Raw genomic sequence first — 13515 nt, forward strand, 5'->3', positions numbered from 1 at the left:
AATGAGTTTCGATGCTGATGAAGAGATTCTCCAGGACTTTCTCGTAGAGGCGGGAGAAATACTGGAACTGCTTTCAGAGCAGCTGGTGGATCTGGAAAATAGCCCAGACGATAAGGATCTCCTGAATGCAATCTTCCGTGGATTTCATACGGTAAAGGGTGGTGCTGGCTTTTTACAGTTGAACCCTTTGGTGGATTGTTGCCACGCGGCTGAGAACGTGTTCGATACGCTTCGTAATGGTAAACGTTCAGTGAATGCAGACCTGATGGACGTGGTTCTCAGTGCACTGGATACCGTGAACGAAATGTTTGATTGCGTACGTTCTGGGGATATGCCAGAGCCCGCAGAACAAAGTTTGCTCGACAATTTGCATCATCTGGCACTGCCGGAAGACGAAACTCCAGCAGTTGAAGCTCCCGCTGCAGAGGCCGTCATCGAAGCTCCAGCGCAAGAAGCTGATACGGCGTCGGAAAGCGCTTCAGATGCAGATAATGGCGACATCACCGACGATGAATTTGAGCAACTGCTGGATGCGTTAGACGACAAGGCAGGCTCTGCTCCTACTGATGAAGTTGCGCCTCAGGCCAGTGGCGATGACGATCTGTTTGGTGGCGATGATTTGTTTGATACCGACAGCGCGCCAGCTGCCTCAGCTTCCGATGATGAAATCACTGAGGATGAATTTGAAGCCTTATTGGATCAGATTCACGGCAAGGGCAAACCCGGTGCTTCCTCGGAATCGGCTAATGCGGAAACTCCCCCTCCCGCAGAGCCTGAAAAAACAGAAGCTCCAGCGGCTTCCGCTCCACCTGCGGGTGGAGGTGACAGTGATCTGATCACGGATTCTGAATTTGAGGAACTGCTTGATCGTCTGCATGGTAAGGGAAAGCCTGGTGCTACAGACAGTGTCGCACCGGCGTCAGAAGCGCCAGTCAGTACGGCTGCAGAAACAACGTCTTCAGAATCAAAAGCTCCGGAGTCTAAAGCGTCTGATTCTAAAGCAGCAGTAACGCCTGAAGATAAGAAGCCAGAACCCGCTGTCGCCAAACCGGCTGCAGCCTCCTCAGCTAAGTCAGCCGCGCCCAAACCCGCTGCGGCTCCCGCTGCAGCAAAAGCGAAACCAGAGGCGCGTAAAAACGAAAAAGAAGCGATGGCCGAAGCCACCGTGCGTGTCGATACCAAGCGTCTTGATGACATCATGAACATGGTGGGTGAGCTGGTACTTGTGCGTAACCGTCTGGTTCGTCTGGGGCTGAAGAGCAGCGATGAATCCATGGCGAAGGCCGTGGCGAATCTGGATGTTGTGACAGGTGATCTCCAGTCGTCTGTGATGAAAACGCGTATGCAGCCGATCAAGAAAGTATTCGGTCGCTTCCCTCGAGTCGTCCGGGATCTTGCCCGCCAGCTGAAGAAAGAAATTAATCTCGAGTTGCGCGGTGAAGAAACCGATCTTGATAAAAACCTGGTGGAAGCGCTCGCCGATCCTCTGGTTCACCTTGTGCGTAACTCGGTAGACCATGGCGTTGAGCAGCCAGAGGTTCGCGAAGAAAGTGGTAAGAGCCGTGTTGGTACCGTCATTCTCTCTGCAGAACAGGAAGGCGATCATATTCTGCTGCGAATCCAGGATGACGGCGCTGGAATGGACGCCGATGTACTGCGACGTAAAGCTGTAGAGAAAGGCGTCATGGATCAGGATGCTGCCGACCGCCTGACCGACAATGAGTGTTTTAATCTTATTTTTGCACCGGGTTTCTCAACCAAAGAACAGATATCTGATGTGTCTGGTCGTGGTGTCGGGATGGATGTTGTTAAGACAAAGATCACCCAGCTAAATGGCACGATATCTATCGATTCGTTCAAGGGCGAAGGCACTACGATCAGTATTAAAGTACCTTTGACGCTCGCTATTATGCCGACATTAATGGTGATGCTGAAAGATCAGGCATTTGCTTTCCCTCTCGTTAATGTGAATGAAATTTTTCATCTGGATCTTACTCAAACTAATGTGGTTGATGGGCAGGAAGTTGTGGTTGTACGCGAGCGTGCGATCCCACTGTTTCATCTGAAACGCTGGTTGGTTAAGGGCGAGCAGTTTGCCAAAGCCGACGAATCTGCTCATGTCGTAGTAGTCTCGGTCGGTACTAACAAAGTTGGATTTGTCGTAGACCAGTTGATCGGTCAGGAAGAGGTGGTGATTAAGCCGCTTGGAAAAATGCTTCACGGTACTGCTGGAATGGCAGGAGCAACAATTACAGGTGATGGCCGCATAGCGTTGATTCTTGATATTCCGAGTATGTTGACGCGCTACGCGACGCGACAATCCAGCGCAGCCTGACACAGGAAGTAATATGGCTTTAAAAGTTCTGGTGGTGGATGATTCGGGTTTTTTCCGCCGCCGGGTAACAGATATTATCAATGCTGACCCTCGTCTCGAGGTTATCGGTGTTGCTGAGAACGGACTTCAGGCTATTGAGCTGAACGAGAAACTCAAACCTGACGTCATCACCATGGATTACGAGATGCCAGTGATGGATGGCATCACGGCCGTACGTAAAATAATGGCATCAAATCCGGTGCCTGTTCTGATGTTTTCTTCTTTAACTTTCGAAGGCGCCCGGGTAACTCTGGATGCGCTGGACGCTGGCGCTGTCGACTTTTTACCTAAAAACTTTGACGCTATTGCCCGTAATGCAGCATCCATCCGTAAGCTGTTAGCTGAAAAGATTCTTGCTGTAGCGAAGGGGCAACTGAAAAGCTCATCACAGCCGGTAACACCTTCTTCGAAACCTGCTTCTAAAGCAACGTCGGCTACAGCCACCAATGAGCCGACTCCACGCCACCTTGAAATTGTTGTTATCGGCACATCTACTGGCGGCCCGGCGGCGTTGCAGAGCATCTTTAAGAGCCTGCCTGCGGGGTTTAATAAGCCCATTATTATCGTTCAGCACATGCCTGCCTCTTTTACTGCCGCGTTTGCCGAGCGACTGAATAATCTTAGCGCGTTAAGTGTGAAGGAGGCTGAAGAGGGCGACGTATTAAAGCCTGGTCATGTCTATGTAGCTCCAGGCGGAAAACAACTGATTGTTGATAAACGTCACGGTGGTTCTATACATATATTAGAAAGCGATGAGCGGGTTAGCTATCGACCTAGCGTTGATATTGCACTGGCGTCGGTGGCGAAGCATTACGGCAATAAAGCGCTCGGTATTGTACTGACAGGAATGGGGGCAGATGGGCGGGAAGGAGCCCGCTTGCTCAAGCAGTCAGGAGGACACTTGTGGGCGCAGGATGAACAGAGCTGTGTTATTTACGGAATGCCTATGGCTGTAATCAATGCGGGATTAGCTGATCGAATACTGCCGCTCAACGACGTCAGTAAACATATGAGCCAGCTCTGACTCTGCTCTGAATTCTTCCTGCCCGGCACGCTTTTGCCGCTTCCTTCTGCACTCTGCGTTTTTATTGTTTCAAAAATCGCTTTCAACGCGCTCGGCCATGGAAGATAGCCGTGTTTATGACCGTAAATACCTATTTATTTAAAAACTGACATGATATTTGCTTAGACTCAGGTATGGCATTGAGATTCATGCGATGAGTGGGTGGTCTGCTCTGAGCGGAGAGGAATACTATTGTGAAAATCTGGTCGATATCCAATCAGAAGGGTGGTGTGGGTAAAACGACATCGGTTGTTTCTCTGGGCGGCTTGCTGGCTGACCAGGGGCACCGTGTGCTTCTGGTTGACCTCGACCCCCATGGCTCTCTTACCAGTTACTTTGGCCAGGACCCTGACGGATTAGAAAGAAGTCTGTATCACTTATTTTTTGAGCAACGCTGGCGTAACGTGGATTACATCCGCGATACGCTGAAGCCAACCAGTCTCGCAAATGTCTCTATGCTGCCCGCGACCACTTCGCTTGCGACACTGGAACGGCAAGTCAGTGGGCAGGACGGAATGGGCCTTGTGCTTGCGAGAAGTCTGGCCCAACTCTGGGATGACTACGATTATGCACTGCTGGATACACCGCCTATTCTCGGCGTGTTACTGGTGAATGCACTGGCTGCTTGTCAGCAACTTGTTATTCCAACACAGACAGAACACCTTGCTCTCAAAGGATTGGAGCGCATGGTGCACACTCTTAAAATGGTAATGAAGTCGCAAAAGCGGGAGTTGCCGTACACCATCGTCCCAACACTTTTCGACCGTCGCACATCTGCATCACTCACCAGTCTCAAAGAAATGCGACGGACGTATCAGGGGGCTTTATGGGATGAAGCCATTCCGGTGGATACGCGGCTGCGGGATGCCAGCCATGAGGGAGTTTTTCCGCATCAGTTAGACCCGAACACCCGTGGTGTTCGGGCGTATCGTCATTTGCTTGCTCAACTGTGTGGAGAGAAGCGCTGATATGTCGGGTAATACTGATGTTCTGATGGGCTACTTCGACAGTCTGCTGACGACGCTTGAAGAGGACCCAAGAAAAACGATTGTCAGTGATCTGCTTGCAGGCGCTGCGGCTCAGGTGCCTGACGATGACTATACGCCGGTTGCAACAGATACCATTGCTCTGGGGATGCGGGTTATCCCGCTGAAGCCACCGGCGAAGGTCAATGGTGGTGCGATTAACCGGATCACTGCGCTGCAGTTATTAACTGTCGTTAAGACGATTCCGCCCAGTCGCCTGAAGCTTCATATTTTATCGTGTTGTGCAGGTGTTCTCGATGTCTGAAAGCCAGCTGACGGATAACAAAGTCACTGCGCAGGAAGCCAGTACGCTGACGAAAGAAAACCAGGTCGATGGTGTTCTTCAGAATTACCTTGATCAACTTTTAATCGTCGCTACAGAAGCCGCCGTCACGACCGAAGTTCCAGTGGCTACGGAAGCCCCTGCGCTTGCTGAAACCGCCATCGATGTTGTCACCGATACGATTACTGAGGTCGATACGTCGGAAATTACCGGCACTCTGATGGAAGAAGCTTCTCTGACGCTTCAGCCGGAAACAAAAACGGAAGAAATTCAGGATTGGGACCCGTACGCCCTCGATCCTCATGTTCAGGTAGTAGAAAGACCGTCTGACATGAGCACTGATAATGAACCGTTGCAGGAGGCCGATACGGCAGTGGCGCAGGTTACGCCCCTGGCGGCTGAGTCTAAAAAGCTGCTGTGGGATTCGAGTCAGGGCGTTGAGTGTCTTCTATTCAGCGTTGCTGGCCTTAAGCTTGCGATCCCTCTTTCGCAACTTGGGGGCGTTCATCCTGCTGAAAATATGAAAGTAACACCTTTGTTTGGTCAGTCTGACTGGTCACTGGGTGTATGGCAAAGTGATACGGATAAACTGACTGTCGTCGACAGCGCCCGATTGATTATGCCGGAGCGGGGGGCGTCATTACGCGACTCTGGCTACGAATACCTTATTCAGCTGGATCGGACGCCCTGGGCGCTGGCGTGTGAAGGTATTTGTGACACCATTACATTGGTTTCTGAGTCAATTAAATGGCGGGGTGACTCAAGTAAGCGCCCCTGGTTAGCCGGAACCGTCATTTCTGAGATGTGCGCCTTACTGGACGTGCCCAGCCTGGTGGATCTTCTTGAGTCACACCTTAAGCAGACACAAGCCTGATCGAACACTTTATTCCCATAGAAGCTGCAGCAGTGCGGAGTTTTTCCGCGCTATTGCCGGTCTCTTTCTAAGTTACAAAATTTCCTTCATTTCGGCTGGTACACTTTGTGCTCTGATCTATAGTTAAGAGAGGTTTGTAGTGTTTTTGACACTGTCAGGCATCGGCCTTTCTTAGCGAGGATGTTTTATGTCAGCAATTGCCGCTAAAAGTGCGGAAGATCCGGTACTCCAATGGGTAACCTTCCGGCTTGAAAACGAGAGTTACGGTATTAACGTAATGCAGGTTCAGGAAGTCTTGCGTTATACCGAAATTGCACCGGTACCCGGTGCGCCCCCTTATGTATTGGGGATCATAAATCTGCGGGGTAATGTCGTCACTGTGATCGACACCCGGCAGCGTTTTGGCTTGCCGACATCAGACACCACGGACCAGACTCGCATCGTTATTATCGAGGCAGAGAATCAGGTCGTGGGCATTCTCGTGGATGCGGTGGCTGAAGTGGTTTATCTACGTCAGTCAGAAATCGAAACCACTCCGAATGTCGGCAACGAAGAGAGCGCCAAGTTTATTCAGGGTGTCTGCCATAAGAATGATGAACTTCTTATTCTGGTAGACCTTGAGAAACTGATGACAGACGAGGAGTGGACAGAACTTCACGGTCTATAGGGGTCTGTCATGCCAACACTGACGCTGGTTCACTGGTTACTTATCGGAAATTTCACTGTTTTGCTGGCCGCAGCGGGCTTTATAGTTGCGCTGCGTAAACAGCAAAGCAGAGAAACTCAGATACTGGAGGATAAAATTCTTCAGTTACAGCAAGGGCAGGACGCGATCAGCAAAAGTGCGATTGGTCTCGGGCGTCGGATGAAGCAGGTGGAGGCGAGGGCGGCAGCGGCAGATAAGCGACCGGCAGCGGCGGCACCGGATGCGCGTTTTGAACAGGCGTCACGGCTTGCGGGCATGGGAGCGTCAGCTGAAGATCTCGTTGACTCATTGGGTGTGGCAAGAGCAGAAGCCGAGCTTCTTGTATCCATGCGTCAGAGTGTAAGCGCCTGACAGATGAGACGCCGATAACACTTCTGGCTTTTCACACTTTGAATCTGTGAACCGGTTACGAATCTCAACGTGAAAGGCCATACCAGCTCAGAAAGCTCTTCTATACTTAGTGTTACAGCCTTTTTGATAAACGGAAAGGTGTATGCGTCAGCGAGGAGGGGTATCAATGAAATACCTGCTATCGGCGATTATGGCACTGGCAATTATTGTTGTGTCTGATCAACCTGCTGTACACGAGTATGACAGTTCGGTTCAATGGCACGCACAGGTGCTGAAGAACACGATGTTTTCTGAGCACACTCCGGGATTTAATGACCTGTATATGATCGAGACGCCTGACAAAGGCCGTCAGATCGTTATCTATTGCAATCCTTCGTATTGTTACAAACTTAGGGGCCACCACCTGACTGCGTAGTACTGAATTGCCCGGCAGCCAGGCATTGCCCCGGGTTTTATGCGCCCGCAGCAAACAAAGCGATCACGCACGCCAGACCTGCTGACCAGACCAGCGTCCGCAGTGCTGCCAGATTAGCCAGATACATAGCACCGTACACGATACGGATACCGATAAATGCGATGGCCAGAGTGTTGATGTAATCCTGCTCAGCACCTGTCAGGTGAGCAATGATGACGGCTGCAGCGAACATTGGAAATGCTTCAAAGCTATTCAGCTGAGCCCAGTGGGCACGTTTGCGAAAACCTTCCTGTTTTTCCAGAAACTCACGTGGTGAGTAATTGTTGTAGCGTCCTCCGCTGAATTTAGCGATCCCGGTAAACAGAAACGGCATCAATGCGGCGGCGAGCACGCACCAGTAGGCGAGAGTCATAGTATTTCCTTGTTCAGAGAATGATTGGCTCTCAGCTAGCCGTATTCACGCAGTGTAAACAGGGTCTAGTCTGAAGCCGCGACAGGACAATTCTGGAGGGTTTCTCCAGGGGCGCCCGGATCAAAACAGTAGCCACCGAGTGGCGACGCGACAAGGTCATTTGCGGCAGAGAAGCCGTGGCGAACCGATTCCCGTCGAGGTTTGGCGTTTATGCCTTGTGTTTCTTCATAGATATCCCATATTTCCTGATGAACTGCTTCAGCTGATGCAGCGTATCGGGTCACTTCCCGGTCTGCCTGATCGAGGATGTCTGGAAAATAGTGCATTGCGGTACCCGTAAGTACGCCGCTGATAATTATTCCGGCGGTGGTCTGTAAGGTTGAAAATCCGGCAGAGGCACGAAGTGAAAAGCGCAAGTTGACCGTCCGTGAAGTGAAGTCGTTGTAATTCCAGTTATCCGACCTTAACGGATATCACACGGGTGGCCAATGGCGCATGCAGGCCGGGCGGCCTGCATGTCAGGTTAGTCAGTTTAGCGATAGTTGATACCAAGACGATCGTAGATGAAGCCTATCACCCAGGCGGGGCCTATAAGGAGAAACTGAATATCTTTAAAGAAGGACGGTTTTTTACCTTCAATGTGGTGCCCCACGAACTGCATGATCCAAAGAATGACGAAAGCGATAACACTGGAAAGCCACAGTGGGGTGTCTGTCATCTGCTCATAGACAAGAGGAAACAGAAGGCATAGCAGAGTAAATATCCCCAGGCCTTTCGCCAGCGGCTTAGACAAGCGTACATAGAAAGTCATGGTGACTGCAGCGCCGAGTACTGCCCAGTTGACCAGTGGTACAGAGGCCAGCCAGTCAGGCTGCGGAATCTCCCAGAGCAAAGAAAAAATAACCAGGTAAATAAGAGGAACACAGAACCAGTGAATCAATTTGTTCATCGGGTTTTGATGGCTCTCTCCGTATTCAGCGAACCATTGGTCAACAGTTTTACGACTCATTGCAGTCTCCGTTTGTTGTTATGATGTTCAGTCTACGTCAGCCCTCGGGTTTTATCTTGTCCTTGCAGGTCAGAGGTTTGTTCTAAGCAATCATTATGACGACAGAAAACAATACATCACACTTACGGGTATCGGCGCATTGGCTGACGGTTTTGCTTCAGGGCTTTCGCTCTCTCGGGATCAATCCAGAACAGGTATTGCAGCAGGCACGCCTGTCAGCGGGTGAATTGGCAGAGCCCGACGCACGTATCGATCTGGAGCGCACCCTGTTGCTCTGGAAAGCCGCAGCGGCAGCGACAGATCAGCCACTGGGACTGCGTTTGGGAGACTATCTGACACCGCTTCATTTTCCGCTATTGGCCATGAATCTGATGCATAGCCGGAGCTTGCTTGAAGCTCTGGGCACAGCGGAACGATATTCATCGGTGATCAGTGAGGGCGGGCGTTTCTCTGTGAGTCAGCATCACGGTTTGATGCATTTGACGTATCTGCCGGGTGACAGGTCGTTCAGTCGTGATCAGATAGATACCGTTCTTTTACTTCTGAAAAAATTTGGCGAGTGGCTTTACTGTCGCTCGGTACCGCCTGTCAGGGTGATGCTGAACTTCACTGTGGCTGATTCAGAAGTCGATGAGTATCAGCGAGCTTATGGGTGCCTCCCTGAGTTTGGTGCAGATAAGAATGTTTTGGTGTTTGAAACGGAGTGGTTTCAGAGACCTTTGCCTGGTGGGGAGCCTGCGCTTGCAGGAATGCATCAGCAGTTACTTGATGCGCAGTTAAAGCGTGTCCAGCAACCAGAAGTACGGACGCGGGTAGAGCGTTGCTTGCAGGAAGCCGTACATCTGGCAACCGATCGTGAGGACATTGCGTCACGTCTGTATATGAGTGTCAGCACCTTACAGCGACGTCTTGGTGAGGCCGGCACCAGTTTTCAGCAACTGTTGGATACTGAGCGTGAACGTCGGGCGACACAGCTACTCAGAGGGACTGATCTGCCGATTTCCGACATCAGTGGTTTGCTGGGCTTTGCAGATGGCAGTGCCTTCAGCAAAGCATTCAAACGTTGGCAGGGGATGTCTCCCCTGCAGTATCGTCAGAGTACCTGAAGTTTAGGATCAGAGAGCATCCAGTGCGGCGAGCAGGTCGTCGTGGTGGGTTTTGGTTTTCACCTTCTCCATAATGTGTACTAGCTTGCCATCTTCATCAATGATGAAGGTGATGCGATGAACGCCCATGAACTCGCGCCCCATAAACTTTTTCATGGCCCACACGCCGTATTTCTCGGCAATCGCGTGATCTTCATCTGACAGAAGGTCAAAATTAAGCTCGTCGCGATCAATGAACTTCTGCAGGCGTTTAGGTGCATCAGGGCTTAGCCCGAGTACGACGACATTTCGGTCTTCGAGCTCTTTCTGGGTATCACGCAGGCCACAGGCCTGAACAGTACAACCCGGCGTCATTGCTTTTGGGTAGAAGTAGAGAACGACTTTTTTACCTTTCAGGTCGCTTAGAGAAACATCTTCTTCGCGTTGATTCTGTGTCGTGAAGTCTGGAGCGGGTTGACCAAGTTCTGGAAAATCGAGTGCCATAATGTCCTCTGTACAAAAAGTGTATAAGAATCTTAGAAGGCTACCGGAAGGCAGCGATTGAATGCAAGACTTTGAACTATTGAAGTTTCAGGGCTGATTTCGGGATACAGCAACAGGGCAGAATTTCATCGTCATCAATCCATGCCATTGGCTCTTCAATATAGTGAACGTCGCCCTCTACAAGACGCACCCGACAACTGCCACAGTAGCCTTCGCGGCATTGGTATTCAATATGAATGTCCTGAGCTTCCAGGGATTCCAACAAGGTATTCGCGTGCTGGAAGCGCGCGTTACGACCGTCCGCGAATGCCACTTCAAAGATGGGTTTCTCCATGCCTTCGAAAATGGTTTGCGGTGTTGGCTCCGGGGATTCTGCCAGCAGATCAAACAGATCACCCTGCTCAAGCACATTATCTTCTTTGGGAGCCGGTCGGGCATAAGAGGGTAGGGGCAGTTCACCCAGGTCCATTTCCAGCTGAGTGGTGCTGCCACCGGTCAGCTCCATTTCGGTCTGAGCATCAGAATGAAATGTCTTCGAGCTAGCCCAGCGACGGCGGCCTATGCGGGCCGCCCTGCGTGCGTTGGTCATCAGGTCAGAGGTTACAGGTCAAAGTCACCGAAGTCTGCGGTATCAACTTCGCTATCAATCGCGCCGACGAGGTATGAACTGATCTCAGCTTCCTGTGGGGCTACCTGAACGTTATCACTGTTCAGCCAGGCATTGATCCATGGGAGTGGGTTGTTACGTACATCGAAGATTGGTTCGAAACCCAGAGCACCGATACGCTGGTTGGTGATGTACTCAACATACTGGCTCAGGATATCTTTGTTCAGACCAATCATAGAGCCGTCTTTGAACAGATAGTCGGCCCATTCTTTTTCCTGCTCCGCGGCTTCGTGGAAGATGGCCACAACATCATCTCGACACTCTTCAGCGATCTGAGCGAACTCAGCATCGTCTTTACCACGCGCCATGATTTGCAGCATGTGTTGGGTGCCGGTCAGGTGCAGGGCTTCATCGCGGGCGATCAATTTAATGATCTTGGCGTTGCCTTCCATTTTGGCACGCTCAGCGAACGCAAAAGAACAGGCAAAACTGACATAGAAACGAATAGCTTCGAGTACGTTCACCGAGACCATTGTCAGGTACAGACGGCGCTTCAGTTCGTGCAGGTTCACATCAATGGTTTCGCCATTCACTGTGTGCTTGCCTTCGCCGAGCTGCTGATAGTAGTTACTCAGTTCGATAAAGTCGTCGTAGTACTTGGTCACCGAAATTGCACGGCGGACGATGTATTCGTTTTTAGTGATGTCATCGAATACGACCGCTGGATTCGGAACGATATTACGCACAATGTGCGTGTACGAACGGCTGTGAATCGTCTCACTGAACGACCAGGTCTCGATCCAGGTTTCCAGCTCTGGCAGCGACACGACGGGAAGCAAAGCGACGTTAGGAGAGCGGCCCTGAACAGAATCCAGCAAGGTCTGGTATTTAAGATTAGACACGAAAATGTGCTTCTCGTGCTCAGGCAGATCCATGAAATCTTTGCGATCGTTTGTCAGGTCAACTTCTTCCGGGCGCCAGAAAAAGGACAGCTGCTTCTCGATCAGGTTCTCAAAGATCTTGTGCTTTTGCTGGTCGTAACGTGCGACGTTGACGGGCTCGCCGAAAAACATCGGCTGCTCAAAAGTATCAAACTCGTTACGGTTAAAAGTTGTGTAAGCCATTCGCTGTTTTAGTCTCGTGCTATGGGCGCAGCCCCATAGCCGCGCCCCTTAATAAATCAGATTTTACACGCACCGCCGGCGCAGTCGTCATCTTCTTGTGCAACTTCTTTCTGTGGGTCTTCCATACCGTCACGGGTGTTGTGGTAGTACAGAGTCTTAACACCGTTACGGTACGCCGTCAGCAGGTCTTTAAGCAGCTGCTGCATAGGTACCTTGTTGCCCGGGAAGCGGGAAGGGTCGTAGTTGGTATTCGCTGAGATCGCCTGATCGACGAACTTCTGCATGATACCAACCAGCTGCAGATAGCCTTGGTTATCCGGAATCTGCCACAGGAGTTCGTAGTTCTTCTTCAGGTTTTCGTAATCAGGCACAACCTGTTTGAGGATGCCGTCTTTGCTCTGCTTAACGCTGATGTAGCCACGCGGCGGTTCAATACCGTTGGTTGCGTTACTGATCTGCGATGACGTCTCTGATGGCATCAGTGCAGTCAGGGTAGAGTTACGCAGGCCGGTGTCAACGATGTCTTTACGCAGAGTTTCCCAGTCGTATTGCAGCGGCTCTTCACAGAACTTGTCGATGTCTTTCTTGTATGAGTCGATCGGGAGAATGCCCTGAGCGTAGGTAGTATCGCCGAACGCATCACACGCACCTTGCTCTTTTGCCAGTTGGTTTGACGCGCGCAGCAGCCAATACTGAATCGCTTCAAATGCACGGTGAGTCAGGCCATTGGCTGAACCGTCTGAGTACTTAACTCCGTTCTTAGCGAGGAAGTAGGCAAAGTTAATAACGCCAACACCCAGAGTACGACGCGCGATGCTGGCGCGTTGGGCTGCAGGCACCGGGTAGTCCTGATAGCTGAGCAGGCTGTCGAGTGCACGCACGATCAGGTCGGAGAGATCTTCCAGTTCGTTCAGATCGTCAATCTTACCCAGGTTGAACGCCGCGAGAGTACACAAGGCGATCTCACCACTCTCATCATTGATGTCATTCAGCGGCTTGGTTGGCAGAGCAATCTCAAGACACAGGTTTGACTGACGAACTGGTGCTTTCTTCGGGTTAAACGGGCTGTGGGTATTACAGTGGTCAACATTCTGAATGTAGATACGACCCGTGCTGGCACGCTCCTGCATCATCATTGAGAAAAGGTCGACCGCTTTGATGGTCTTTTTGCGGATGCTGTCGTCAGCTTCGTACTTGCTGTAAAGCTGCTCAAACAGTACCTGATCTTCAAAGAAGGCGTCGTACAGTCCTGGCACATCGCTTGGTGAGAACAGGGTGATATTGCCATTCTTGATCATGCGCTCGTACATCAGCTTGTTCAGCTGCACACCGTAATCCAGATGACGTACCCGGTTTTCTTCAACACCCCGGTTGTTCTTGAGAACCAGCAGGTTTTCTACTTCGTAGTGCCAGATAGGATAGAACAGAGTCGCTGCACCACCGCGCACACCGCCTTGAGAACAAGACTTCACTGCCGTCTGGAAGTGCTTATAGAACGGGATGCAGCCAGTATGAAATGCTTCACCGCCACGGATTGGACTGCCGAGTGCGCGGATGCGACCGCCATTGATGCCAATGCCAGCACGCTGCGACACGTATTTTACGATAGCGCCTGCCGTTGCGTTGATGGAGTCGAGGCTGTCGCCCGCTTCGATCAGGACACAGGAGCTGAACTGGCGGGTC

The 13515-nt window shown here is 51.1% G+C and carries 16 protein-coding genes; 9 read left to right on the forward strand and 7 right to left on the reverse strand.

Annotation, left to right across the window (positions count from 1 at the left end):
* Position 1: 1 nt before the first annotated feature.
* From B2R29_RS03590 to B2R29_RS03625, 8 genes are all read left to right on the forward strand, one after another.
* The gene (locus B2R29_RS03590; protein WP_301179826.1) at positions 2-2335 is read left to right on the forward strand and encodes a chemotaxis protein CheA; all 2334 of its coding nucleotides are present in this window, start codon (positions 2-4) and stop codon (positions 2333-2335) included.
* Positions 2336-2348: 13 nt separating this feature from the next.
* Positions 2349-3398, forward strand: coding sequence for a protein-glutamate methylesterase/protein-glutamine glutaminase (locus tag B2R29_RS03595; RefSeq protein ID WP_301179827.1), 1050 nt, complete (start codon positions 2349-2351; stop codon positions 3396-3398).
* A gap of 233 nt (positions 3399-3631) precedes the next feature.
* The gene (locus tag B2R29_RS03600; protein ID WP_301179828.1) at positions 3632-4405 is read left to right on the forward strand and encodes a ParA family protein; all 774 of its coding nucleotides are present in this window, start codon (positions 3632-3634) and stop codon (positions 4403-4405) included.
* A 1-nt stretch (position 4406) separates the two neighbouring features.
* On the forward strand, positions 4407-4727 hold the full coding sequence (locus B2R29_RS03605; protein WP_301179829.1) for a hypothetical protein: 321 nt from the start codon (positions 4407-4409) through the stop codon (positions 4725-4727).
* Positions 4720-5619 (forward strand): chemotaxis protein CheW, encoded by a 900-nt coding sequence (locus tag B2R29_RS03610; protein WP_301179830.1) that lies wholly within the window; start codon positions 4720-4722, stop codon positions 5617-5619. Before B2R29_RS03605 ends, B2R29_RS03610 begins: the two co-directional genes overlap by 8 nt.
* A gap of 187 nt (positions 5620-5806) precedes the next feature.
* Positions 5807-6286, forward strand: coding sequence for a chemotaxis protein CheW (locus B2R29_RS03615; protein ID WP_068440243.1), 480 nt, complete (start codon positions 5807-5809; stop codon positions 6284-6286).
* A gap of 9 nt (positions 6287-6295) precedes the next feature.
* Complete coding sequence (locus B2R29_RS03620) at positions 6296-6676, forward strand: DUF2802 domain-containing protein (RefSeq protein WP_301179831.1); 381 nt, start codon at positions 6296-6298, stop codon at positions 6674-6676.
* A 166-nt stretch (positions 6677-6842) separates the two neighbouring features.
* Positions 6843-7091, forward strand: a complete 249-nt coding sequence (locus B2R29_RS03625) for a hypothetical protein (RefSeq protein ID WP_301179832.1) — start codon at positions 6843-6845, stop codon at positions 7089-7091.
* 37 nt (positions 7092-7128) lie between these two features.
* Here B2R29_RS03625 and B2R29_RS03630 read toward each other — a convergent pair whose 3' ends face one another.
* The 3 genes from B2R29_RS03630 to B2R29_RS03640 all read right to left on the reverse strand — a co-directional run bounded on the left by B2R29_RS03630 (position 7129) and on the right by B2R29_RS03640 (position 8512).
* Positions 7129-7503, reverse strand: a complete 375-nt coding sequence (locus B2R29_RS03630; RefSeq protein WP_301179833.1) for an MAPEG family protein — start codon at positions 7501-7503, stop codon at positions 7129-7131.
* Positions 7504-7568: 65 nt separating this feature from the next.
* Positions 7569-7919 (reverse strand): hypothetical protein, encoded by a 351-nt coding sequence (locus tag B2R29_RS03635; protein ID WP_301179834.1) that lies wholly within the window; start codon positions 7917-7919, stop codon positions 7569-7571.
* Between the two features lie 116 nt (positions 7920-8035).
* On the reverse strand, positions 8036-8512 hold the full coding sequence (locus B2R29_RS03640) for a DUF962 domain-containing protein (RefSeq protein WP_301179835.1): 477 nt from the start codon (positions 8510-8512) through the stop codon (positions 8036-8038).
* A gap of 95 nt (positions 8513-8607) precedes the next feature.
* Here B2R29_RS03640 and B2R29_RS03645 point away from each other — a divergent pair, with 95 nt between their 5' ends.
* Positions 8608-9618, forward strand: coding sequence for an AraC family transcriptional regulator (locus B2R29_RS03645; RefSeq protein ID WP_301179836.1), 1011 nt, complete (start codon positions 8608-8610; stop codon positions 9616-9618).
* A 9-nt stretch (positions 9619-9627) separates the two neighbouring features.
* Here the strand turns inward: B2R29_RS03645 and bcp are convergent, their stop codons facing one another.
* The 4 genes from bcp to nrdA all read right to left on the reverse strand — a co-directional run.
* Positions 9628-10101, reverse strand: coding sequence for a thioredoxin-dependent thiol peroxidase (bcp, locus tag B2R29_RS03650; protein ID WP_301179837.1), 474 nt, complete (start codon positions 10099-10101; stop codon positions 9628-9630).
* 76 nt (positions 10102-10177) lie between these two features.
* A complete protein-coding gene (gene yfaE / locus B2R29_RS03655) occupies positions 10178-10690 on the reverse strand; it encodes a class I ribonucleotide reductase maintenance protein YfaE (protein WP_301179838.1) in 513 nt (170 codons plus the stop codon).
* An 11-nt stretch (positions 10691-10701) separates the two neighbouring features.
* Positions 10702-11832 carry a class Ia ribonucleoside-diphosphate reductase subunit beta gene (gene nrdB / locus B2R29_RS03660; protein ID WP_301179839.1) on the reverse strand — a complete coding sequence of 377 codons (1131 nt, stop codon included), beginning with the start codon at positions 11830-11832 and terminating at the stop codon, positions 10702-10704.
* 56 nt (positions 11833-11888) lie between these two features.
* Positions 11889-13515: class 1a ribonucleoside-diphosphate reductase subunit alpha (gene nrdA, locus B2R29_RS03665; RefSeq protein WP_301179840.1), on the reverse strand; the 1627-nt coding region annotated here is incomplete at its 5' end.

Origin of the sequence: Thalassolituus sp. UBA3500 (genome assembly GCF_002377545.1) — a bacterium.
Taxonomy (GTDB): domain Bacteria; phylum Pseudomonadota; class Gammaproteobacteria; order Pseudomonadales; family Oceanobacteraceae; genus Thalassolituus.

What these genes read in the sequence shown, in the direction of transcription:
- B2R29_RS03590 (WP_301179826.1), top strand. Translation starts at nt 2, where the DNA reads ATGAGTTTCGATGCTGATGAAGAGATTCTCCAGGACTTTCTCGTAGAG.
- B2R29_RS03595 (WP_301179827.1), top strand. Translation starts at nt 2,349, where the DNA reads ATGGCTTTAAAAGTTCTGGTGGTGGATGATTCGGGTTTTTTCCGCCGC.
- B2R29_RS03605 (WP_301179829.1), top strand. Translation starts at nt 4,407, where the DNA reads ATGTCGGGTAATACTGATGTTCTGATGGGCTACTTCGACAGTCTGCTG.
- B2R29_RS03610 (WP_301179830.1), top strand. Translation starts at nt 4,720, where the DNA reads ATGTCTGAAAGCCAGCTGACGGATAACAAAGTCACTGCGCAGGAAGCC.
- B2R29_RS03615 (WP_068440243.1), top strand. Translation starts at nt 5,807, where the DNA reads ATGTCAGCAATTGCCGCTAAAAGTGCGGAAGATCCGGTACTCCAATGG.
- B2R29_RS03620 (WP_301179831.1), top strand. Translation starts at nt 6,296, where the DNA reads ATGCCAACACTGACGCTGGTTCACTGGTTACTTATCGGAAATTTCACT.
- B2R29_RS03625 (WP_301179832.1), top strand. Translation starts at nt 6,843, where the DNA reads ATGAAATACCTGCTATCGGCGATTATGGCACTGGCAATTATTGTTGTG.
- B2R29_RS03630 (WP_301179833.1), bottom strand. Translation starts at nt 7,503, where the DNA reads ATGACTCTCGCCTACTGGTGCGTGCTCGCCGCCGCATTGATGCCGTTT.
- B2R29_RS03640 (WP_301179835.1), bottom strand. Translation starts at nt 8,512, where the DNA reads ATGAGTCGTAAAACTGTTGACCAATGGTTCGCTGAATACGGAGAGAGC.
- B2R29_RS03645 (WP_301179836.1), top strand. Translation starts at nt 8,608, where the DNA reads ATGACGACAGAAAACAATACATCACACTTACGGGTATCGGCGCATTGG.
- bcp (WP_301179837.1), bottom strand. Translation starts at nt 10,101, where the DNA reads ATGGCACTCGATTTTCCAGAACTTGGTCAACCCGCTCCAGACTTCACG.
- yfaE (WP_301179838.1), bottom strand. Translation starts at nt 10,690, where the DNA reads ATGACCAACGCACGCAGGGCGGCCCGCATAGGCCGCCGTCGCTGGGCT.
- nrdB (WP_301179839.1), bottom strand. Translation starts at nt 11,832, where the DNA reads ATGGCTTACACAACTTTTAACCGTAACGAGTTTGATACTTTTGAGCAG.